This is a genomic window from Clostridium thermobutyricum, assembly GCF_000371465.1.
Classification (GTDB): Bacteria; Bacillota; Clostridia; order Clostridiales; family Clostridiaceae; genus Clostridium; species Clostridium thermobutyricum.
The window spans coordinates 41,067-65,022 of sequence record NZ_KB850956.1; the positions used below are offsets into that span (position 1 = coordinate 41,067).

A 23,956-nucleotide genomic window follows, 5' to 3' on the forward strand; every position below is an offset into this window, starting at 1 on the left:
TTTGAATAATAGCTTTACTTATTTATTGTACTGTTAAGTTTATTAAATATAAAAATGGGAAGAAAGTAAATTTATTAAGAGAATTGGTGAATTGTACTTTCTACTTCTATCTTATAGTAGTTTTATATTATACATTTGGGGCAGTGTATACAACTAGTTATGAGATAACATTTAACTTTATTCCGATAAAAAAAAGTATAAATATGATAAATACTAATTTAGGAAATGCTATTTATCAGATAGTAGGAAATATATTGATGCTAGTTCCATTTGGATTTTTTATTTCCTTATTATATAAGAGAGCTAGAAATATTTTAGTAGTAGGATGTTTAGGATTTTTATTTTCTTTTTTAATAGAAATCATACAGGCTCTTTTGGGAAGAGTTGGAGATGTAGATGATTTAATATTTAATACTATAGGAGCTATGATTGGATTTATAGGATATAAGATTATATTTTTAATCTTAAAAAAGCCATTTGAAAAATATTTTAAAGTAATAACATCTGAAAGAGAGATTTTAAAATCATTATTTCCAGTAGCTTTATTAGGGCTTTTTATAGTTATACCAATAAATTTAAATAATATATATTCATATTATAGAGATAATTCAATTAAAGTCTCAGCTATTCCGGAAATAGTACAAAAAGATAATTATAAGATTGTAGCAGAAAATAAAGATGAAAATAATTATGTTGAAATTATGTCAGAGGATAATAACGGAAATTTAAAAATTAGTGAATATATTGATAATGGGAAAAAGCGTATTTTAGAATTAGTAGAATCTATAATAACAGATAATATAAGTGAGATTTATACTTATAGAGATGATGAGGGTACATTTATAAATTATTTCACAAGTTTTAATTATGATAGTGAGATAATAACAAATATAAGATTTTATTCTAGGTGTAAAGAAGGAAAAATTGTAAAGCTTGAAAGTGAAAAAGATATTATAGAAGTTAAGATTGAGAAACCGTATATGATTAAAAATATAGATGTAAGTGATTTAAAAATGAAAGATACTACTAAATTAAAAATTAAATTAGAAAAATAATTTCTAATAATATTAGATATTTATGGGAATAAAATAATATGAGTAATTAACATAAGGAGTAAATCTTTTATGTTTTTTATGGACTGTAAATAGATAATAAAAGGAGAAGTTAATTTTATGAAGAGGCTTAAATTGAATTTTATTAGTATAGTATTTTTAGTGCCAATTGTACTTATAATTTCAGGATGTTTTCTAATCAAATCAGAAGAATCGAAAGAAGTAATATCAATTGATACTCTAGAAAATACTATAATTCCTAAACCTTTAAGCTTTGAAAAAACTGAGGGTGAATTTACTTTAAGGAAAGATACTATAATTTATGTAAAAGGAAATACAGATGAAGAAACAGAAGAAATTTATAATATAGCACAATTTATGAAAAGTAAAATAGAGCCAGCTACTGGATATAATTTAAAAGTTAAAAAAGAATATCCTAAAAATAAAAAAAATTTTATTTATTTAACTACGACAGGAGCAGAAAAGGAGCTTGGAAGTGAAGGGTATTTATTAAATTCTTCAAAAGATAATATTAAAATAATAGGATATAAACCAGATGGAATTTTTAAAGGAATTCAAACATTAAGACAGCTTTTTCCTTCAGAAATAGAAAAGCCTTGTGTTGTAAAAGATATAGAATGGACTATTCCAGCAGTAAATATAAAAGATAAGCCAAATTATGAACATAGGGGAATAATGATTGATGTAGTAAGACATTTCTTTACTGTAGATGAGGTAAAGCGTCAAATAGATATGGCAGCAGCATATAAAATAAATAGAGTTCACTTACATTTAAGTGATGACCAAGGTTGGAGATTAGAAATAAAAAAATGGCCAGAGCTTGCTTTAAAAGGTGGTCAATTACAAGTAGGTGGGGGAATTGGAGGCTTTTATACTCAAGAAGATTTTAAAGATATAGTTAAGTATGCTCAAAGTAGATATGTAGAAATTATACCTGAATTTGAAATGCCAGGACATTCAAATGCAGCATTAGCATCTTATGGTTTTTTAAATCCTGATGGAAAGCCTAAAGATTTATATACTGGAACTAAAGTAGGTTTTAGTTCGTTTATGACTAGAGATGAAAAAACTTATTCATTTATAGAAGACATAATAAAAGAAATTTCAGAAATATCTTCTTCTAAATATATTCATATAGGTGGAGATGAAGCATACGCAACAAGTAAAGAAGATTATAACTATTTTATGGGTAGAGTATCTAAAATAGTTCAAAAGTATGGAAAGACACCAATAGTTTTAGATCCAGCAGATACTTCACCAGATATAAATTCTGATACTATACTTCAAAACTGGAAAAATTCAAATAAAAGTGCCGTAGAGAAAAATATGAAAATGATAATATCTATTGCAGAAAAATCATATTTAGATATGAAGTATAATGAAAAAACTCAATATGGATTAACTTGGGCAGGACTAATTCCAATAGATAATGCATATAATTGGGATCCAATAGATTATGCACCAAAAGAACTTATATTGGGGTTAGAATCACCACTTTGGACAGAAACAATTGAAATAGAAGAAGCTATGGATTTTATGATATATCCTAGACTGCTCGGATATGCTGAAATAGGTTGGACTCCAAGAGAAATGCGAGATTATAACGAATATAAAATTAGGCTTTCAGCTCATGGAGAAAGAATGGAGAATAAGGGAATAAATTATTATAAAGATCCATCTATTTGGAATTAAAATATTTATAAATAAAAAAGAGCATTGTAATATGATTTTTAATCATTTTATAATGCTCTCTTTAAATTAAGGATGTTTTTCATTTAACTCTGTGAATAAAGAAATCAAAAGATCTAATTTTTCTGATCCCATAGCATTAGATAATTCTAAATACCAATCATCTAATATTTTATTTATAATTGGTATAAGTTTTTTACCTTCTTCAGTAAAGTATATATTTAAGCTTCTTTTATCAGCTTTATTTTTAACTCTCATTATCAAGTTTTTATTTTCTAAAGTTTTCATTACTCTACTTGCTGCGGCCTTATCCATACATGTATTCTGGACTAAAACATCTTGGATTGAACCTTCATTGTGCATAAGCTCTTTTAAGTAAGCAAATTCAGCTGAACTTATATTTAAGTCTTTAATATAATTTGCTACATAAGCATGATATTTTTTTCTAAAAAGGGCAGAATTTTTTATTAAATCTAGATTCTTAATACTCAACTTGAAAACTCCTTTATATTAAATTACTAATTTCCTATCACTAATTATAGCATATATTGAAACTAATAACGCAACTATGCAAACTATACAAGCTCCAAATAGACTTCCAGTTACATTTTGTATATTTAAAGTTTTAGATAAGAATTGTAAAATTAATGGTGATACGAATTCTCCAAAATATAATCCTGTAGTTACTATAAGTATTGCTAAAGCTGTATGTGTTTTATGTACTAAGTTTGATGCAAATAACATTCCAAAAGGAATTACATCACCAAATCCAAATCCAACAAATATTGCTCCAAGTAATATCATTGGCATACTATGTGAAGTTCCTAATATAATAAATCCTAAAAACATAGATATAAAAATAATTAATGAGAAATATCTTTTAAATATTTTTATTAGTTTTGGGAATATCATTGCAGAAATTAATGAAGTTAATGTACCTATTGAAACTATATTAGCTGCAGTAGATGCACCACCTAAATTTCTTAATTTAACTAAAAAGTCCATATTTGTAGGAATAGCATAAAATGCAATAAGTCCTAAAAATACTAAAATAGCATATTTAAAAATTCCTTTATTAAGTTTAATATCTTCTTCAAGATTTCCTGTGCTTAATTTTTCTTCATTATTTTCGTAGTCATTTGGTAAAAAGAATACAATTAAAAAAAGTACTATAATTGCTACAGCATAAACTAAGAAAGAATATCTCCAACCTAAACTTACAAGGAAACCTACAAATAAAGTAGAAATTATTCCACCTAAGTTAGTAGTTGCAGTTGCGAAACCCATAAATTTAGCTCTTTCTTTTCCATGAAAGAAATCGCCTATTAAAACTAAAGAAAGAGGAGCTGTTACTCCAAGTCCTAATCCAAGAATAACTTTTGTAAATAGAAGTACATATATATTGGGGCTTAAACTAGAAGATAAACCTCCTATAGTATATAAAAGTAATCCTATAATTATTAAATTCTTTTTTGATATAAATTTCATAAATGCTTTATTTAATAATCCAATAGGAATACATATTAAAGCTGGTAATGTAACAACTAGCTTTATAAGTGTTTCAGGAGCATTTATGAAATGTGATTGAATTCCGTTAAGTGCAGGTGCCATGGCGGCAGTTGCTATAAGGGATATGAATGATAATGATAATATAGATAATTTTTGCATTTTATTCATAATGATTTCTCCTTTGTTATTATTGTTGTAAAGTCAACTAAATTTTTTTAAAAATAAAAAGTTGATTTATCAACTAAATGAAGTTTAACATAGCTTTGTTGACTTGTCAACTATATTAAAATTTTTTAGGCATAAATAAAATACAGTGTGGAAAACTTAGTGTATAATATATAGTAGATTTGAGCTTAAATGCTTCATTAAATATTATAATTTTTTTGAAAAGGAGATATATTATGGACTTTTATCCAGTTGCTATAGAAAAATTAATTGGAGAGTTTGCTAAACTTCCAAGCATTGGGCAAAAAACTGCTCAAAGATTAACTTTACATATCTTAAATTTACCTGATGAAGAAGTTAAAGAATTTGCAGATGCTCTTGTAAAAGCAAGAGGAACTATAAAATATTGTTCAGTTTGTGGTAATTTTACAGATACTGATCCTTGTTCAATTTGTGGAAATCCAAATAGGGACAAGAGTACAATTTGTGTTGTTGAGCAACCAAAAGATATTATGACAATGGAAAAAGTTAAGGAATTTAATGGACTTTATCATGTTCTTCATGGAAATCTTTCTCCAATGCAAGGAAGAGGGCCACAAGACATAAAAATAAGAGAATTAGTTGCAAGAATGAGTGATGCTGTTAAAGAGGTAATAATTGCAACAAATCCTAACATTGAAGGTGAAGCAACAGCTATGTATATAGCTAAAATATTAAAGCCATTAGATGTTAAAGTAACAAGAATTGCTGCTGGAATACCAGTAGGTGGAGATTTAGAATATGCCGATGAAGTAACTTTATCTAAAGCACTTCAAGGAAGAACTCAAATATAAAAGAAGGACTCAATTATAATAATTGAGTCCTATATAGATGGGAGTTAGAAGTTTTGTTTGAGAATGAGTGAAAAGCTTCTTATAGTTCTAATTTATGATTAAGAGAAAAAAGTGTTACAAATAAAAATAAAAAAGTGAATAAGCTTGTCCATATTGGTAATAATAAAAATAAGATAAATTTTTTTAATATGGAGGGGAACAAAAATGAAAAAAAGTAACATAAAGGAATATTTTAATAATATATTAGGAAATAGAAGTGAAAAAGATTATATACTAGAGCAAATAAGTGCCATAAAGGCAGAAATGGAAATTGCAAGCAGTGCATTTGATAATGTTAAAGATCCACTTCTTATAGAAGTTGCTATATATGCAGAGAGAGCAGCTATGAAAAGATATTCTTATTTTATTGAACTTGCAAAAAAGAAAGGGATTGTTGCATCTAATGGATATATTATAGAAAATTGTACTAGACTTGCGGAATATTAAGTTTTATAGTACTTTAAAGTGGCTATATAAAAGGTGAGGTGAGTTTATGGATATTGGACTATTTGTTTATGGTATTATTGGATTAATAATATTATATGTAATAATAAAACTTCTAAAATGGCCTATAAAGTTATTAATAAATGGTATTATAGGAGTTATACTTCTATATGTAGTCAATTTATTAGGTGCTGGATTTGGAATTCATATAGGAATAAATATTGTAACTTCATTAATTGCAGGTATTTTTGGAATACCAGGAGTTATTGTTATGATAGTATTTAATTTTTTTGTTTAAAAACATAAACTATCTTAAAGATTATTATATAAAAATCTTTAAGATAGTTTTTTTATTTATATTTATTAATAAACAGTTAAGAAAATATTAAGGTTTTGAACAGTTAATATTAAGATTTTTTCTCTATCATTTAATTATAAGTTAATAGGGGGAAAGGAAATGAGAGTTTTAGAGGTTAAAAATCTTAAAAAGTCTTTAAGTAAAAGAGAAATAATAAAAGACTTAAGTTTTACTGTAGAAGAGGGAGAGGTATTTGGATTTTTAGGACCAAATGGTTCTGGTAAAACAACTACTATAAGAATGTTAGTAGGTCTTATAAAACAAAACTCAGGAACTATTGAGATTTGTGGAAAAGATTTAAATAGAAGAAGAGAAGAAGCGTTAAGAGAGGTTGGAGCAGTTGTAGAAAATCCAGCACTTTATAAATTTTTATCTGGAAAAGAAAATCTTATGCAAATTGCTAGGGTTAGAAAAATTCCAATGAGTGAAGTGGAAGATTTAATAAAGCTTGTTGGATTAGAAAACAGAATAAAAGATAAGACAAAAAGATATTCTTTAGGAATGAAGCAAAGACTTGGAATTGCAGCAGCCTTATTAGGTAATCCAAAGCTTTTAATTTTAGATGAACCTACAAATGGATTAGATCCATCAGGAATTATTGAATTTAGAGAATTAATAAAAAAGATAGCTAAAGAAAGAAAAATAGCGGTATTTGTTTCATCTCATATATTAAGTGAGATAGAGCAAATGTGTGATAAAGTAGCTTTTTTAAAAGATGGTTTAATAAAATCAGTAGAAACAATGGGACAATCTGTTTATGGAGCAAATAAAGAAAACTTTGTATTAGTTCATAAATCAGAAGAAAAAGTAGTTTTAGAAATTCTAAATAGACAACCATTTATTGACTCAATTCAAGTTGTAGAAAAAAAGATTCATATGACTTTACATGAAAAAACATCACCAAAGCTTATAAAAGTATTAATAAATAATGATATTTTAATTGAAGAAATTTATAAGAATAGAGATGGATTAGAGCAAAGATATATGGAGCTTGTTGAAGGAGGAAATAAATAATGATATTAACTTTAATTAAAAATGAATTTATAAAATTATTTAAAAGACCTAAAACTTGGGTTTTATTAGGATTATTTTTTCTTTCTGCAGCAGGTCTTACTGGACTATCTTATCTAGAAGAGAAAAATACTCTTGATAATATTAATCCCAAATATAGAATTGAAATTGAAAAAAGTAATCTTGAACATTATAAAGAAAACGTAAAAATAGCAGAAAAAGAATGGAAAAATTCTAAAAATGCTCAAGAAAAAGAAAGTAATTTAAAATGGTTAGAACAATCAAAAATAGATTTAGAAAATGTACAAGATGAAATTAAAAGATTAGAAAAATTAATTGAAAATCCACCAACATGGCAAGAGGAGTTAAAAGAACAAATCAAAGCAAGAGAAGAAAGTCTGAAATATATGGAATCAGATGGAGTTTATAGTAAAGCACAAATTGAAGCTGATAAAGAGTGGTTAGAACTTGATAAATATTATCTTAAAAATAATATAAAGCCAGTAGAAATGTGGGAGTTTAATCCTATAATGGCTCTTTTAAATTTTGCATTTATACTTAGTGTTGCGATTCCAGTTTTTATAGCCGTGTTTGGAAGTGATATAGTTTCAGATGAATCTACAAATGAAACTTTTAAGTTCTTACTTATACAACCAGTTTCTAGAGGGAAAATACTTTTATCAAAATTTTTAACTTTTTTAATTACATCAGTAACTTTAATATTTGGTGCTCAAGGAATAATATTTGGTATTATAGGAGCTATAAGAGGTTTTAAAGGATTTGACCAATTTACTAAAGTTGGTCTTAGATATGAAATAGATAAAGAAGTACTCCTTAAAGAAGGTTATGAAACTTTAAAACAAATAGAAGGTACAGGAGAATGGATTACTTACGGAGAACTTTTAGGGCAAAGTTTATTTTTACAACTTTTATTTGTTATAGCATGTTGTGCTGTAGTATTTATGATTTCAACTTTAGTTAAGAGTAATATGGTTGGAATGGCAGTGTCTATAGTATTAGTAGTTGGAGGTTCTGTATTGCCTTTAATGATACCTAAAATTGCTAAATTGGCACATTTAACTTTCTTAGGTTATGGAAATGCGCCAGCAATAATAAATGGAGATATAGCACATGTATTTAATACAAATGTAAATTTTAGACCAGGAATGGGAATGGTGATATTATTAGTAACGACTATAATTTCATATATAATAGCACATATAGTATTTGAAAAAAGAGATATTTTAGTATAATGATATATTAATAAAAAATATTAAAAGGTTCTAAATTTTTATATGAATTTAGAGCCTTTTATTTTATAAAAATTAAAATTTGATATAATAAGGTAAAATAAATATTTAAAAAAATAGGAGGGACTAATTATGGCAGCAGGAGTAGGAGTAAACTGTGAAGAGTGTCCAGAAAAGAAAAGTGGGGATTGTGATGGAAAAGATTTAGGATGTGTTTGTTTTAAATGTCCAAGAAAATTAAGTGTATGTATGATTACAAAGTATTGTAGAGAAACTGAATCTGTACTTTATTTTGGACCAGAATGGTAGGTAAGTATATGGAAGAGAAATTAAAAGAATTAAAACTAGAATTAGATAAAATCGGAAAAATGAATTCAGCTTTAGAGCTTATATACTGGGATATGCAAACTAAAATGCCAAAGAAAGCTATAGAACAGCGTTCTGGAATTATAGAGCATATATCTGGAGAAATATTTAATATGACAACATCTGATAAAATTGGAGAAATTCTTGAATATTTCTCAGGAAATATTGAAGAATTATCAGATAAAGACCAAGCAATAATTAAGTATGCAAAAAAGAATTATGAGCAAACTAAGAGAATACCGGATAAAAGATATAGAGAATTCATAGTTGCGTCAGCTATTTCAGAAGGAGCTTGGGAAGAAGCAAAAGAAAAGAAAGATTTTGAAATATTTAAACCATACTTAAAGAAAATGATAGATTTTCAAAGAGAATTTGCAGAATATTATGGTTATAAAGAAGAGAAATATGATGCTTTATTAGATAGGTATGAAGAAGGTTTTACAGTAAATGAATTAGATAGAGTTTTTTCAGAATTAAAAGATGGAATATTTAAAATTCTTAAAAAAATTGAGAAAAGTGGAAAAATAGTAAATAAAGATTTCTTTATAGGAAACTTTAGTAAGGAAGAGCAAGAAAAGTTTTCTTTATTTGTTTTAAATAAAATGGGATATGATTTTGAAAAGGGAAGACTTGATGAAAGTATGCATCCATTTACTATAGGATTTGGAAACAAAGATGTTAGAATAACTACTAATTATGATAATCCTGATTTTACAAATGCATTATTTAGTTGTATCCATGAGGGAGGTCATGGAATTTATGATCAAAATATTCCTGATGAACTTCAAAATACAGGATTAGATACAGGACTTTCAATGAGTATTCATGAATCACAATCTAGATTTTATGAAAATATAATAGGAAGAAGCGAAGAGTTTTGGGAATACTTTTTTCCATATGCAAAATATCAATTTAAAGAATTTGAAAATATAAGTTTTAAAGAATTCTATGAAGGAATAAATAAAGTTAGTTCTTCTCTTATAAGAACAGAAGCTGATGAGTTAACTTATAGTATTCACATAATAATAAGATATGAAATAGAAAAAGAACTTATTTCAGGAGAATTAGATGTTGATAATGTGAAAGAAGAGTGGAATAAAAAGTATAAAGAATATTTAGGAGTAGAACCCAAAGATGATAGTGAAGGAATTTTACAAGATGTACATTGGTCAGATGGTTCATTTGGATACTTCCCAAGTTATGCATTAGGAAATCTTTATGGAGCTCAAATGTTAAATGCTATGGAAAAAGATTATAAAGAGCTTTATAATGATTTAAAAGTTGGAGAGTTAAGTTATATTAAAAAATGGCTTAATGAAAATGTCCATAAATATGGAGCAATATATTCACCAAAAGAATTAATAAAAAGAATTTCAGGAGAAGAATTAAATCCGATATACTTCTTGGAATATTTAAATAAAAAATATAGCAGGATATATAAATTTTAAAAAAATAAAGGGTAAAAGATAACTGATTCAGAAATTCAATTTTTTAGAAATTTATATAATTAATTGATAGAAATGTTTAAAATTTCAAGCCTTTTTCTTAGATGTTAATAAATTGTCAAAAAAATAGATTTTTTTATGACATAGACTATTAAATTATTATGATATAATCTTTAAATATAGCTAATAAACAAAAAAGTTTTTTAGCTATTTAATTTTACATTTATTTAGAAAAATAAAGTCAAAAGGAGCAAAAGAAAATGAAAAAGAATGTGGTCACTATTGGATCATTACTTGTTGCACTTGGAATTGTGTATGGTGATATAGGAACATCACCTCTTTATGTAATGCAAGCAATACTTTCTACAAATAACAATTATTCATCGGCCAACGTTATTTTAGGAGGAGTATCCTTAGTGTTTTGGACATTAACTTTACAGACTACTATAAAGTATATTATTTTTACTTTAAGAGCTGATAATAAAGGTGAGGGAGGAATATTTGCCCTATATACTTTGGTTAAGAGATACGCTAAGTGGCTTATTGTACCAGCTATAATAGGTGGAGGAGCATTACTTGCAGATGGTATATTAACACCACCAGTTTCAGTAACTTCAGCTATTGAAGGGTTAAATGTACTTTTCCCTATTAAAGACGAGGTTACTATAGTAATTGTAATAGCAATAATTTTAGTGTTATTTTTATTCCAAAGGTTTGGAACTGAAAAGATAGGAAAAATATTTGGTCCTATAATGCTTATATGGTTTTTAATGATAGGTATACTTGGATTAGTTCAACTAACTAAAAATCCTACTATAATAAAAGCTATAAATCCTTATTATGCAATAAGATTAATATTACATGGAAATAGTGCAGTATACATTTTAGGAGCAGTATTCCTTTGTACTACAGGAGCTGAAGCTTTATATTCAGATCTTGGTCACTGTGGAAGATCAAATATTTATTATACATGGGTATTAGTAAAGATTTGTTTAGTACTTAGTTATTTAGGGCAAGGAGCATATCTTCTAGCTCATAATGGGGATCTTATTACAGAAAGTCCATTCTTCTTAATAATGCCTCATTGGTTTATTATAATAGGAGTTATAATAGCTACACTTGCAACAATAATTGCCAGTCAAGCTTTAATATCTGGTTCATTTACACTTGTTTCAGAAGCAATAAAACTTAATATTTTCCCAAGACTTCATATTAGATATCCTAATGGAGAAAAGGGGCAATTATATATAGCAGCTGTAAACTATGCTTTATGTATAGGATGTATAGCAATAGTATTAATATTTAAGAAATCTGAAAACATGGAATCAGCATATGGTCTTGCAATAACAATAACTATGCTTATGACAACAATACTTTTATCACAATATATGAGATATAAGAAGAAGAAAAAAGTTTTATCAATTATTATTTTAGTGGTATTTGGAACTATAGAAACAAGTTTCCTATATGCAAATAGTTTTAAAATAATAAGTGGTGGATATATTACATTACTAATTACAGCAGGTTTAATATTCTTAATGTATATTTGGTCATATAGTTCACAAATCAAAAAGAAATATAGAAGATTTGTCAGTCTTTTTGACTATGAAGAAAAATTTAATTTAATAGAAGAAGATAAAGAACTACCTCTTTATGCAAGTAATATTGTTTATTTAACTAAATCAAGAAAATGGAGTGAAGTTGAAAATAAAATAGTTTATTCAATATTTAATAAACAACCAAAGAAAGCACAATATTATTGGTTCATACATATTCAGGTTACAGATGAACCATACACAAAAGCTTATAAATTTAAAACTATTAAAGAGAATAAAGTATTTAGACTTGAATTTAAACTTGGTTTTAGATTATCTCAAGGAATAAATGGTCTTTTAGCTGAAGTTGTAGAGCAACTTATGGAAAGTGGAGAAGTACAATTTAAACCAAAAGATTATATGATAACTTCAAGAGGCAGAAAAGCAATAGGTAACTTTAAATTTATCCTTATAGAAGAAATACTATGCAGTGAAAGTGTATTTACAGGATGGGATAAATTTATATTATCTGCAAAATTACTTATAAAGAGACTTACTGTTTCACCTGAAAAATGGTATGGAATAGATACTAGTGTAGTTGAAGTTGAAAAAGTTCCAATATTAGTTGGAAATAATTCAAATAGTAAAAAAATAGTTAGAATTTACGATTAATAAAAAATGGATTGATTTTTAATCAATCCATTTTTTTATTATTTTATTTGAAAATAATTACACTGATGTGAAGAGAATGCATAAGCTAATTTTCTATAAAAAAAGATGTGTGTTTATAAAATACAAGAGAATTAAATATGTTTTTAAAATAATATATTAATTGTATTTAATTACAAAAAGTAGTAAAATTAACAATAAATTAAAGTTAATAAACATGTTTTAAAAAATTGGGGGATGATTTAAATGCATAAAAAATTATTTATACCTGGTCCAGTTGAAGTACGTAAGGATGTATTAGAAAAAATGGCAACACCTATGATAGGTCATAGAAGTGCAGACGCATCATTTTTACAAAGAAGAATAAGTGATAATTTAAGAAAAATTTTCTATACACAAAGTGAAATTCTTTTATCAACTTCTTCAGGAAGTGGATTAATGGAAGGTGCTATAAGATGTTGTACAGCTAAAAAAGCAGCAGTATTTTCAGTAGGAGCATTCGGGAAAAGATGGTATGAAATGGCTTTAAATAATAATGTTAAAGCGGACTTATTTGAAGTACCTATGGGAGAAGCCGTAACTCCAGAAATGGTAGATAAAGCATTAAGTACAGGAGAATATGATTTAGTAGCTGTAACTCATAATGAGACATCAACTGGAGTTATGAATCCAATTAAAGAAATTGGTAAAGTAGTTAGTAAATATGATGACATTATATTTATTGTTGATGCTGTAAGTTCAGCAGTTGGAACTAAAATAGAGGTTGATGAATGGGGAATTGATATATTAATAACTTCTACTCAAAAGGCTATAGGATTACCTCCTGGAATGTCAATTTGTACTTTTTCAAATAAGGCAAAAGAAAGAGCAGAAAAAGTTCCAAATAGAGGATTCTATTTAGACCTTTTAGCATTATATAAATATATTCAAAAAAAGGATTATCAATATCCTTCAACACCTTCTTTATCACATATGTTTGCACTAGATTACCAGTTAGATTATATATTGAATAAAGAGGGAATTGAAAATAGATATGCAAGACATATAGAGCTTGCAAAAATGGTTAGAGCATGGGCAAAGAAGCATTTTGAATTATTTGCAGATGAGAAACATCTTTCAAATACAGTAACAGCTATAAAAAATACTAGAGCAATTGAAGTAGGAGCTTTAAATAAAGAATTAGCAGCAAGAGGATTTGCTATTTCAAATGGATATGGAACTCTTAAAGATAAAACTTTTAGAATAGCTCATATGGCTGATTGTACTATAGAAGATATGAAAGACTTACTAAAAAATATAAATGAAATATTAAAATTAGAAGATTAATTTGGGGGAATAATCTTTAATTTAGAGGGGGCTATAAAATGTATAGAGTTTTAACAAATGATGGTTTACAAGCAGGAGCAATTGATAAACTAAAAGAGCTAGGCATAGAAGTAGTAAACCAACACTTTAATCAAGAAATACTTGGGGAAAAATTAAAGGAATTTGATGCTGTAGTTATAAGATCAGCAACAAAATTGACAGAAGATGTTTTAAAAGAGGCTAAAGGTGGAAAGCTAAAATTAGCTATTAGAGCAGGAGTAGGAATAGATAATATAGACATAAAATATGCGCAAAGTATAGGAATAGATGTCAAAAATACTCCTAATGCTAGTTCAAATTCTGTTGCAGAACTTGCTTTAGGGCATATGTTTGCAGTATCAAGATTCATAGGAATATCAAATTTTACTATGAGAAATGGAGAATGGAATAAAAAATTATATCAAGGTAGTGAATTGTCAGGAAAAATACTTGGTATTATTGGTATGGGGAGAATAGGAAGAAGTTTAGCTAAGAAAGCTGATGCTTTGGGAATGAAAATAATATATTATACTATGGAGGGAAAACATGAAGATTTAAATTATGAATTTTTAAGCTTTGAAGAGGTACTTAAAAATTCAGATTTCATATCATTACATGTTCCATATGATAAAGAAAAAGGGGCGTTAATTGGGGAAAATGAATTGAACATTATTAAAGATGGATCATATATTATAAATTGTGCTAGGGGAAAAGTTGTTGATGAAAAAGCTCTTTTAGAAGCTTTAAATAGTGGCAAAATTAAAGGGGCAGGAATAGATGTTTTTGAAAATGAACCAACAACAAATAAAGAGCTTATAAATAATTCTAGAGTTAGTGTTACACCCCATATTGGAGCAGCAACAGATGAAGCACAAAATAGAATAGGTGAAGAAGTTGTGGAAACATTAAAAAATTTCTTTAATATATAACTTAAACTATAGAAATATAGTTTAAAAATTGGGGGTAAAGCATAAACCTTTTGAAATCTATTAGATTTAAAAATTACGAATGAGGGTTTATACTTTGCCCCTAAAATATTTAAATAAAGATTTATAATAAAATTAAAATATAAATAGGAGGTTTTTTTATGGCAAAAATAAAAGGTTTTAAAGGAATAAGACCGGTTATAGAATTAGCATCAAAAATTGCAGCACTTCCTTATGATGTAATGGATAGTGATGAAGCAAGAGAAAGAGTTGTAGGAAATAAATACTCATTTTTACATGTTGATAAAGCTGAAATAGACTTAGATAAAGATATTGATATACATGATAAAAGAGTTTATGAAAAAGCTAGAGATAATCTTAAAGAAATGATTGATAAAAAATATTTTATACAAGATAAATCAGATTGTCTTTATATATATAGACAAATTATGGATGGGAGAGCTCAAACTGGATTAGTATTTTGTGCATCAATAGATGATTATATAGATAATGTTATAAAGAAACATGAGTTTACAAGAGAAGAAAAAGAACAAGACAGAATAAATCATGTAGATTATTGTAATGCTAACACAGGACCTATTTTTTTAACTTATAGAGAAGATGAGATAATATCAGCTGTTATAAATGCATGGAGTAATAGAGAACCTGAATATGATTTTTATGCAGAGGATGGAATAAGACATATAACATGGGTAATAGATAATCCAATAATAGTTAGAGAAATAGTTGAATTATTTAAAGGTATAAAATATATGTATATAGCTGATGGACACCATAGAACAGCTTCAGCTGCAAAAGTTGGATTAATGAGAAGAGAGAAAAATCCAGATTATACAGGAGAGGAAGAATTTAATTATTTCTTAGCTGTTGCATTTCCAGATAAAGATTTAATGGTCATGGATTATAATAGAGTTGTTAAAGATTTAAATGGTCATTCTAAATATGAGTTTTTAGAAAGAGTTTCAGAAAAGTTTAATATAGAAAAATGTAAAAATAATGATGGATTTAAGCCAACAGAAAAACACACTTTTGGAATGTGTATAAAAGGAGAATGGTATAAAATTTCAGCTAAAGAAGGAAGCTTTAATGAAAATGATCCAATTAAAAGATTGGATGTTTCAATACTTCAAGAAAATATTTTAACACCTATATTAGGTATAGAAGATGTTAGAAAATCAGAAAGAATAGATTTTATAGGTGGGATAAGAGGAATAAAAGAAATAAATAAAAGAATAGATAAAGATATGCAAGTAGGTTTTTCAATGTATCCAACAGATATAAGTGATATAATGGCAGTTGCAGATATAGGAAAAGTTATGCCACCAAAATCAACTTGGTTTGAACCAAAGCTTAGAAGTGGGTTATTTATACATCATTTATAAATTTCACTTAAATTTAATATAGATTATTTAAATATGATGGATTTGATTTAAATATCTAGAGGATTCTAATAAAAATATTAAAAAAAAGTTTTAAATTAATAAAAGTGAAATTAATTGTAACAATTAGTAATGTTATAATTTATATTATAAATAAAAACAGAGTGGATAAGGATAACAAGTGATGAAAGTTGTAGATTTAAAAAATATAAAATTTAATGAATGTAAAACATATGAAAAATCAGCTAAAATGCAATATAGCTTACAACAAAAAGAAGTAACACCTATTGATAAGGTGAAAATGAAAAAAATATCTTATAAACAAAAGCAAAGAATGGCTCCAGTAAAGCATAAAACAATAAGCAGTAAACTTAGTTATAAGAAGAGAAATGGAGATGCGTATACAGTAGGAGAAATAATATTAATAATTCTTATTGTATTATTAGTAATCGGAATAATAATAGCTGGAGTAACAATATTTCTTAACTATAGTTTAAGATAATTATTTATTCTTAAGAACATCTAAGGATGTTCTTTTTTTTATAATTTAATATTTTATATATTATAAAAATAATTTACAAAAGAAATATACAAAAAATATTTTAAATATACAACGACTTAAATTTATAGATGATATAATTTAGATAATATTTGATAAGGGGATGATTATTTTGGAATCGATTCAAAATTTTTGTGAGAATAAAATAACTAGAGAAGCTATACATCATATACCAAAAAGTAATTATTCATATGGATATGACAAAGATACTCTTCATTTAAGAATAAAAACTAAAAAAGGTGAAATAAATAAAGCAGAATTAAGAATTGGAGATCCATATGATTGGGATAAAGGTGGTTGTGATGGTGGAAATATGAATAGTACTGGAGGAGTATGGACGGGAGGAAATACTTATCCTATGAGAAAGGAAGTTGAAACTGAATATTTTGATCACTGGATAGCAGAATTTAAGCCACCAAAAAAGAGATCTAGATATGCATTTATATTAGAAGGAAAAAATGAAAAAATATTATATACAGAGAAAAGGATTCATGAATTAGGAACAAAAGATGATATGAGCATATTATCTAGAATAAATGATTTTTATTGCTTTCCATATTTAAACAATATAGACGTGCCTAAAGCGCCAAAATGGGCTAAAGATACTATTTGGTATCAAATATTTCCGGACAGATTTAATAATGGAGATTCATCTATAAATCCTAAGAATGTTATGCCTTGGGGAACTGAACCAACAGAACATAATTTTATGGGTGGGGATTTAAGAGGAATAATAAATAAATTAGATTATTTTTTAGAGCTTGGAATTAATGGATTATATTTTTGTCCAATTTTTAAAGCAACGCAAAATCATAGATATGACACTATAGATTACATGGAGATAGATCCAGCACTAGGAACTAAAGAAGATTTTAAAGAGTTAGTGGAAAAAGCACATAAAAAAGGAATTAAAATAATGCTAGATGCAGTATTTAATCATATGGGCTATTTTTCATATCAATGGCAAGATGTAATATTAAATGGAGAAAAATCAAAGTATAAAGATTGGTTCCATATAAATAAATTTCCTGTAGTAGATAAACCTTTTGAAGAATTAGATGGTAGAAATTTAAATTACGAAACTTTTGGAAGAACACCTTTAATGCCAAAATTAAATACAGAAAACAAAGAAGTAGTAGATTATTTATTAAATGTAGCAGAGTATTGGAGCAAAGAAATGAATATAGATGCATGGAGGCTAGATGTTTGTAACGAAGTTGATCATGTATTTTGGAGAAAATTTAGAGAAAGAGTTTTATTAGCTAATCCTGAAACTTATATATTAGGAGAAGTATGGCATGATGGATTACCATGGTTAATGGGAGATCAATTTGATGCAGTAATGAATTATCCTCTTGGAGATGCTATAAAAGATTACTTTATAACAAATTATATAGATGCAGAAAAATTTAAATATATGATTAATCAAATATCAGTTAATTATCCAATGCAAGTAGTTGAATCAACTTTTAATTTATTAGATAGTCACGATACTCCAAGAATTTTAACTGTGGCAAATGGAAATAAAGATAAGGTGAAATTAGCATTCTTATTCATGTTTACGCAAGTTGGAGCACCTTGTATATATTATGGAACTGAAGTAGGAATGGAAGGAAACCAAGGAATGGGACAAGAATTTCATAGAAGATGTATGATATGGGATGAAAGTAAGCAAGATAAAGAAATGTTTAAATTCATACAAAGGATAATTAGTATAAAAAAAGAATACAAACAAATTTCTTCAGTTAATATTGATTGGATACAAGCTAAAAAAGATAGTGATATTTTGATTTATAGAAAAGAAAATATAACTATAATAATAAATAATTCAAATGATAAAGCTGAAGTTAAATTACCTGAATATCTAAAAAATTCTAAAGGAAAAGATTTGTTTAAATTAGAAAATGTAGAGCTTACAGATAAGTTAAATCTAAATGCTTATGAATTTAAAGTAATATTGAATTAATGAAGTCTTGATAATTATCATAAAATTGATATCAAAATTTATGATAATTATCTTTTTTCATAGAAAGATAATTAAATTTTTAACAATGTGTAAATGTTTTCCTTTAGACTAGAATATTCTTAAATATAGGGTTAAAATAAAGATATAGAAAATCGAAAAATTTTTACGCATAGGAGAATTAGAGTTGCGTATTTTCTAATGAAAATAGAAAATACGTGACTCTTTTTAGTTAAATTCAAGTGTTGGAGGGATTTTTATGGAATATTTAAATTCTTATAATGAAAAATTAATAACAGTAGAAGAGGCTATTAATTTAGTGAAATCAAATGATGAAATAGTCTGTTCACTTGGTCCTTGTGAGCCACAAAAATTTTTAAATAGCCTACATAAGATTAAAAATAGGGTGGAAAATGTTAATATTATAACAATGTTGAGTTTGAATAAATATGAATATAATACTAATGAATTAATGAGAGGACATTTTTTTAATGAATCATTATTTATGGGAGGTCCTGCAAGACAAGCACAAGAGGTTGAGCTTTGTTCATATATTCCAACTCATTTAAGATATTCAGCAACTAGAAGGCTTAAATATAGAAAACCAAATATTTTTGTTGGAGCAGTTTCACCAATGGATAAGCATGGATTTTTCTCATTATCATTATCTTTGGTTTATGAAAGAGAAAATATAGAAAATGCAGATATAGTAATATTAGAAGTAAATAAAAATTTACCTAGAGTACATGGAGATACTCAAATTCATATAAGTGAAGTTGATTATTTAATAGAAAGTGATTATAAAATACCAGAATTACCAATTAAGAAGCCTTGTGAAAAAGAACATATAATAGGAAAATACATTGCGGATTTAGTAGAAGATGGTTCAACTATTCAATTAGGAATTGGGGGAATACCTAATGCTGTAGCTGAAGCACTTAAAGCAAAGAAAAACTTAGGTGTTCATACAGAAATGATTACTGAAGGAATAGTAGATTTGTTTAATTCAGGTGCAATAACAAATAGTGAAAAGACCCTTCATAAAAATAAGATAGTAGGAACATTTGCATTAGGAAGTCAAAAGTTATATGACTTTTTAGATGATAATCCTTGTGTAGAGTTAAAGAGATGTTCTTATGTAAATAACCCATATGTAATAGCTCAAAATAAAAAGATGGTTTCTATAAATACTGCGTTGGCAGTTGATTTAACAGGTCAATGTTCTTCTGAAAGTTTTGGACTTACTCAATATAGTGGAACAGGTGGACAAAGTGATACTGGAATAGGAGCTTTTATGTCAGAAGATGGGAAATCAATAATAGCATTAAAATCTACAGTTAAAAATGACACAATTTCAACTATATGTATAGGACATAAGCCAGGTTCAGCTATATCTTTTTCTAGAAATGATGTAGATTATGTTGTAACTGAATATGGAATTGCTAATTTAACAGGAAAAAGTATAAGAGATAGAGCTGAAAGTTTAATAAAAATAGCACATCCTAAATTTAGAGATGAACTTAGAAAAAGTGCAATAGAAAATAAATTAATATAAAAAATAAGAGGTGGTAAAAATGGATAAAGAGATGGAAAGGCAAATGCTTAAAATGAGCAAACAATTAAAAAATATACAAGCATTAATAGAAAGTACTCATTATTCTGATGGAGTAGCAAGTTATATTGCAGATTATTATATTGATAATGTAATACAAACAGCAAGTGAAATAATGGGAGATTAATTTAATAATAGTAATAGTTAAATATTGTAGATAATGACTTAATAATAAATTTTAAAATAAAAATATCATAATATTAAAAATTAGTTTTATTAAAAGGAGTGTATAAAAGCACTCCTTTTAACTGTGTAAAAATAATAAAATATTTATGGTATAATTATATAAAATTTTAATAAAAAGGGATAATATAATGAGTGGTAAAATTTTTATTATAGAAGATGACGAAAAAATAAGAAATGAATTAACTTCTTTTTTAAAGAAATATAATTACAATGTAAGTTTTTCTATAGATTTTGAAAACATACTTGAAGAAGTATTTAAAGAAAGTCCAGACATAATTTTATTAGATATAAATCTACCATATTAAATGAATTAAAACCAGTTAATACTAAGGTAAATATAAATTTTAAGAAAGATGTTAATATAGATAAACTTAAAGATTTTAAAATAAACCAAAAAGGATTTTATATGATAACTAAAAGCGAAGTATATGCTAATTCAGAAGGTATAGGATTAACTTATGCTTATTTAGGAATTTATATAGGATTAATATTTATTATGGCAGCAGCTATAGAACAACTAACTGATTCTATAGATAATAAAGAAAGATATAAAGTCTTAAAAGAAATTGGTGTAGATGAAAATATGATAAATAAATCATTATTTAGGCAAATAAGAATTTATTTCTTATTGCCAATATCACTAGCTATAATACATTCGATTGTAGGTTTAAAAGTAGCTTCAAAAGTAGCTTCTATGTTTGGTGATATTAATATAATGAAAAATATAATTATAGCGATGATAGTAATATTAGTTATTTACGGTAGATATTTTGCAATAACGTATTTAACAGCAAAAAGAAATATAACAGATTGAAATAATTTATAAAATCTAAGCATTCAATTAAAAATACATTTTTTATAACTTAATTTTAAACCACACATCTATATTAAAATAGTGTGTGGTTTTTATTTTTAATAATAGATATATATCTATTATTATTTTTAAAAGACTTTTTATATGATTATTATCTTCAATATATATGTTAAATTTAATAATATGCTTCCTAAGAATTAACTAAAGTTAAATGAACTCTGTTACTTCTAGGAAATTCTTTTTTTATCATAGACTTTAAAAGTTTTTTTAGTTTTTTATCATCTAAATTAGAAAATGTTTCTTGAAAAAATCCATCTTCATAAAGAGTATAAGTAGATTCATCTTTTATTATAGTAACTTTTCTATCCTTTTTAAAAGTTAAAAGACATACACCTTCTCCTACTGAAAGACGTTTAAGCTTTATAAAAGTAAAATCTATAAAGTTGCTCATATCAACCATAATTAAAAACCTCTTTTCTTTTGTAGATAATTATATTATAAAAGAAAAAAGGAAAAATAAATATAAAAAAGATTTTTTTGTAAAATTTAAAACTATTTTTATTTGGTTTACGAATATATGTATGTAGCTATAAAAAAGGAGATAACAAATGAAAGAAGAAATGCTAATAAAGCTAGTTAGAGAGAAAAGTGATAAAGAATCTGCTAACAAACTTATAAAACTCTATTATAAAAGTATATATGTGTATGTCTATAGGCAAGTTTCATGTGAAGAATTATCTAAAGATTTAACACAAGAAATATTTATTAGCATGTTAAGAAGTATAAGAAATTTTGATTCTTCTAAATCTTCTTTTAAAACTTGGCTTTATAAAATTTCTAGTAATAAGATTATAGATTACTATAGGTCAAAAGAGTACAAGCATACTACTAAGATTACAGATATAGAAGAGTTTGAATTTAGAGATTCTATCAATATCGAAAAAGAAATAATTCAAAAAGAAAAATTAAATGAAATATTAAACGTAGTAAATAGTTTTGAAAGCAATATACAGCAAATATTTAGACTTAAATTTTTTGGTGAAATGACTTTTAAAGAAATTAGTGAGTTAATTTCTTTAAGTGAATCAACAGTTAAAACTAAGTATTATAGTTCAATAAAAAAATTAAAAAAGGAAGTTGGTGATAAGATATATGGATAAATTTGAGGATATAAATATTCCTGATTTTGATATTGAAGAAATAGTTAATGAAGGAATAGAAGAGAAAGAAAACTTTTTTAAATATTTAAAAAGAATGAAAAATACTTTGGGGTTAAATATTATTTTTATAGATAAATTAGAACTAATAATGTTAGGAGTAGTTTTAACATTGGCTTTAACTTTAATTGGATATAACTTTGATTTATCTAGCGTTAATAGAATTAAAGAATTCTATGGAATTACATTTTTATTTTTACCAATTATATATTTATCTATGTCTTTATACAGTTTAGTAAAGTCTAAGGAAAATAATATGCTGGAAATAGAAATTACATGTAAATATAACATATATCAAATTGCCACTTTTAGAATATTTGTATTTTCAATAATAGGAGCATTAATAAATGTTTTTGTAATAGGTTTAATAAGTTTGCTCGGAAAAAATATAGGATTTGTTAGGCTATCAATAATATCAATTTCAGGAGTATTTTTATTTTCAAGCATAATGATTTTTATAATAACTAAAGCAAAATGGAAATTAGGAAAATATATTTATATTGTTTTATGGATAGGAATAAATTTATGGATAAGTTTTTCTAGTAATAAAATAGGAAATTTAATATTTTTAAAGATGCCTATATGGATACACTTTTTTATAGCAGTAGGAGCTATAGTGTTTTATATAAAAAATCTTAAAAATTTGATTAATTTGAGAAGAGATAAGGGAGATATATAGATGTTAATAATCAATAATTTAAATAAAACTTTTGGAGATTATACAGTGTTAGAAGATATTAATTTAGAATTTCAAAATGGAGTTTATGGACTTTTAGCCCCAAATGGAGCAGGAAAAACTACATTAATAAAACTACTTACAACTCTTATTTTCCCAACTAAAGGAGAGATTCTTTATGATGGAGAAGACATAGTAAAGCTTGATTCTAAATATAGGGATATTATAGGATATTTGCCACAGAAATTTGGGTATTATAAAAATTACACAGCAGAAAAATTTCTTTTATATATAGCAGCTCTAAAAGGAATAGATGAAAATGAAGCTAAAAATAGAGTAGATGAGCTATTAAAATTAGTTGCATTATCCGAAGTAAAGGATAAGAAACTTAAAAAGTTTTCAGGTGGAATGATTCAAAGAGTAGGAATAGCACAAGCTCTTTTAAATAATCCTAAGATACTTATATTAGATGAACCAACAGCTGGTTTAGATCCAAAGGAAAGAGTTAGGTTTAGAAATCTTTTAAGTAGTTTATCTAAAGATAAAATAGTAATAGTATCAACACACATAGTTTCAGATATAGAGTTTATAGCAGATGAAATTATAATGATAAAAAACAAAAATATTTTGTTTAAAGATAGTATAGAAAACATATGTAAAACTATAAAAGGAAAAGTTTTTGAAGCAAGAATTGAATTTAAGGAAATGGTTGAGTTTGAGAAAAAATATATTTCATTATCAGAAAAAAGAGATGGAGATAAAGTTAAATTAAGATTTATTGCAAAAGAAAAAAAAGAAAATTGGGTAGAAGTAGAACCAAATTTAGAAGACATATTCCTTTATGAATATAATGAAAAATCTATAGAGGAATAA

General features: G+C 26.0%; 25 protein-coding genes. 22 read left to right on the plus strand and 3 right to left on the minus strand.

Annotated features, from left to right (window positions below):
- Positions 1–86 precede the first annotated feature (86 nt).
- Positions 87–1,055 (plus strand): VanZ family protein, encoded by a 969-nt coding sequence (locus HMPREF1092_RS16330; protein ID WP_002596562.1) that lies wholly within the window; start codon positions 87–89, stop codon positions 1,053–1,055.
- 117 nt (positions 1,056–1,172) lie between these two features.
- Complete coding sequence (locus HMPREF1092_RS00235) at positions 1,173–2,765, plus strand: beta-N-acetylhexosaminidase (protein WP_002596563.1); 1,593 nt, start codon at positions 1,173–1,175, stop codon at positions 2,763–2,765.
- A gap of 66 nt (positions 2,766–2,831) precedes the next feature.
- Here HMPREF1092_RS00235 and HMPREF1092_RS00240 read toward each other — a convergent pair whose 3' ends face one another.
- Together HMPREF1092_RS00240 and HMPREF1092_RS00245 are read right to left on the minus strand one after the other, a co-directional pair.
- Positions 2,832–3,254 (minus strand): MarR family winged helix-turn-helix transcriptional regulator, encoded by a 423-nt coding sequence (locus HMPREF1092_RS00240; RefSeq protein ID WP_002596564.1) that lies wholly within the window; start codon positions 3,252–3,254, stop codon positions 2,832–2,834.
- An 18-nt stretch (positions 3,255–3,272) separates the two neighbouring features.
- Complete coding sequence (locus HMPREF1092_RS00245) at positions 3,273–4,439, minus strand: MFS transporter (RefSeq protein WP_002596565.1); 1,167 nt, start codon at positions 4,437–4,439, stop codon at positions 3,273–3,275.
- 233 nt (positions 4,440–4,672) lie between these two features.
- Here HMPREF1092_RS00245 and recR point away from each other — a divergent pair, with 233 nt between their 5' ends.
- The 17 genes from recR to HMPREF1092_RS00325 all read left to right on the plus strand — a co-directional run bounded on the left by recR (position 4,673) and on the right by HMPREF1092_RS00325 (position 21,190).
- On the plus strand, positions 4,673–5,269 hold the full coding sequence (gene recR, locus HMPREF1092_RS00250) for a recombination mediator RecR (protein WP_002596566.1): 597 nt from the start codon (positions 4,673–4,675) through the stop codon (positions 5,267–5,269).
- Positions 5,270–5,473: 204 nt separating this feature from the next.
- Positions 5,474–5,755: a DUF2508 family protein gene (locus HMPREF1092_RS00255; protein ID WP_002596567.1), complete on the plus strand. Its 282-nt coding sequence runs from the start codon at positions 5,474–5,476 to the stop codon at positions 5,753–5,755.
- A 46-nt stretch (positions 5,756–5,801) separates the two neighbouring features.
- Positions 5,802–6,050: a pro-sigmaK processing inhibitor BofA family protein gene (locus tag HMPREF1092_RS00260; RefSeq protein ID WP_002596568.1), complete on the plus strand. Its 249-nt coding sequence runs from the start codon at positions 5,802–5,804 to the stop codon at positions 6,048–6,050.
- A 159-nt stretch (positions 6,051–6,209) separates the two neighbouring features.
- Positions 6,210–7,124: an ABC transporter ATP-binding protein gene (locus tag HMPREF1092_RS00265; protein WP_002596569.1), complete on the plus strand. Its 915-nt coding sequence runs from the start codon at positions 6,210–6,212 to the stop codon at positions 7,122–7,124.
- Positions 7,124–8,374 carry an ABC transporter permease subunit gene (locus HMPREF1092_RS00270; RefSeq protein ID WP_002596570.1) on the plus strand — a complete coding sequence of 417 codons (1,251 nt, stop codon included), beginning with the start codon at positions 7,124–7,126 and terminating at the stop codon, positions 8,372–8,374. Before HMPREF1092_RS00265 ends, HMPREF1092_RS00270 begins: the two co-directional genes overlap by 1 nt.
- 129 nt (positions 8,375–8,503) lie before the next feature.
- Positions 8,504–8,680, plus strand: a complete 177-nt coding sequence (locus HMPREF1092_RS17015; RefSeq protein ID WP_002596571.1) for a hypothetical protein — start codon at positions 8,504–8,506, stop codon at positions 8,678–8,680.
- A gap of 8 nt (positions 8,681–8,688) precedes the next feature.
- Entirely contained in the window at positions 8,689–10,185 is a 1,497-nt protein-coding gene (locus HMPREF1092_RS00280) for a carboxypeptidase M32 (protein WP_040413586.1), read from the plus strand.
- Between the two features lie 257 nt (positions 10,186–10,442).
- Positions 10,443–12,389: a KUP/HAK/KT family potassium transporter gene (locus tag HMPREF1092_RS00285; protein ID WP_002596573.1), complete on the plus strand. Its 1,947-nt coding sequence runs from the start codon at positions 10,443–10,445 to the stop codon at positions 12,387–12,389.
- A 243-nt stretch (positions 12,390–12,632) separates the two neighbouring features.
- Positions 12,633–13,712, plus strand: coding sequence for a pyridoxal-phosphate-dependent aminotransferase family protein (locus tag HMPREF1092_RS00290; RefSeq protein ID WP_002596574.1), 1,080 nt, complete (start codon positions 12,633–12,635; stop codon positions 13,710–13,712).
- Between the two features lie 38 nt (positions 13,713–13,750).
- Positions 13,751–14,659, plus strand: coding sequence for a D-2-hydroxyacid dehydrogenase (locus HMPREF1092_RS00295; RefSeq protein ID WP_002596575.1), 909 nt, complete (start codon positions 13,751–13,753; stop codon positions 14,657–14,659).
- A gap of 158 nt (positions 14,660–14,817) precedes the next feature.
- The gene (locus tag HMPREF1092_RS00300) at positions 14,818–16,059 is read left to right on the plus strand and encodes a DUF1015 domain-containing protein (RefSeq protein WP_002596576.1); all 1,242 of its coding nucleotides are present in this window, start codon (positions 14,818–14,820) and stop codon (positions 16,057–16,059) included.
- Between the two features lie 181 nt (positions 16,060–16,240).
- Positions 16,241–16,558 carry a hypothetical protein gene (locus HMPREF1092_RS00305; protein WP_002596577.1) on the plus strand — a complete coding sequence of 106 codons (318 nt, stop codon included), beginning with the start codon at positions 16,241–16,243 and terminating at the stop codon, positions 16,556–16,558.
- A 160-nt stretch (positions 16,559–16,718) separates the two neighbouring features.
- The gene (locus HMPREF1092_RS00310; RefSeq protein ID WP_051070314.1) at positions 16,719–18,581 is read left to right on the plus strand and encodes a glycoside hydrolase family 13 protein; all 1,863 of its coding nucleotides are present in this window, start codon (positions 16,719–16,721) and stop codon (positions 18,579–18,581) included.
- A gap of 256 nt (positions 18,582–18,837) precedes the next feature.
- Positions 18,838–20,133 (plus strand): acetyl-CoA hydrolase/transferase family protein, encoded by a 1,296-nt coding sequence (locus HMPREF1092_RS00315; RefSeq protein ID WP_002596579.1) that lies wholly within the window; start codon positions 18,838–18,840, stop codon positions 20,131–20,133.
- Positions 20,134–20,152: 19 nt separating this feature from the next.
- Positions 20,153–20,317, plus strand: coding sequence for a hypothetical protein (locus HMPREF1092_RS17020; protein WP_002596580.1), 165 nt, complete (start codon positions 20,153–20,155; stop codon positions 20,315–20,317).
- Between the two features lie 187 nt (positions 20,318–20,504).
- Positions 20,505–20,681, plus strand: a complete 177-nt coding sequence (locus HMPREF1092_RS00320) for a response regulator (RefSeq protein WP_002596581.1) — start codon at positions 20,505–20,507, stop codon at positions 20,679–20,681.
- Between the two features lie 101 nt (positions 20,682–20,782).
- Entirely contained in the window at positions 20,783–21,190 is a 408-nt protein-coding gene (locus HMPREF1092_RS00325) for a hypothetical protein (protein ID WP_002596582.1), read from the plus strand.
- 190 nt (positions 21,191–21,380) lie between these two features.
- On the opposite strand, the gene HMPREF1092_RS00330 is transcribed toward HMPREF1092_RS00325, so the two are convergent.
- Positions 21,381–21,650, minus strand: a complete 270-nt coding sequence (locus HMPREF1092_RS00330; RefSeq protein ID WP_002596583.1) for a hypothetical protein — start codon at positions 21,648–21,650, stop codon at positions 21,381–21,383.
- A gap of 148 nt (positions 21,651–21,798) precedes the next feature.
- On the opposite strand from HMPREF1092_RS00330, the gene HMPREF1092_RS00335 reads away from it, so the two are divergent.
- Genes HMPREF1092_RS00335 through HMPREF1092_RS00345 form a run of 3 tightly spaced genes read left to right on the plus strand, consistent with a single transcriptional unit; the run spans position 21,799 to position 23,956 of the window.
- Positions 21,799–22,350: an RNA polymerase sigma factor gene (locus HMPREF1092_RS00335; protein WP_002596584.1), complete on the plus strand. Its 552-nt coding sequence runs from the start codon at positions 21,799–21,801 to the stop codon at positions 22,348–22,350.
- Positions 22,343–23,086: a hypothetical protein gene (locus HMPREF1092_RS00340; RefSeq protein ID WP_040413587.1), complete on the plus strand. Its 744-nt coding sequence runs from the start codon at positions 22,343–22,345 to the stop codon at positions 23,084–23,086. The genes HMPREF1092_RS00335 and HMPREF1092_RS00340 overlap by 8 nt, the downstream gene beginning before the upstream one ends.
- Positions 23,087–23,956 (plus strand): ABC transporter ATP-binding protein, encoded by an 870-nt coding sequence (locus tag HMPREF1092_RS00345; protein ID WP_002596586.1) that lies wholly within the window; start codon positions 23,087–23,089, stop codon positions 23,954–23,956. It begins immediately after the preceding gene.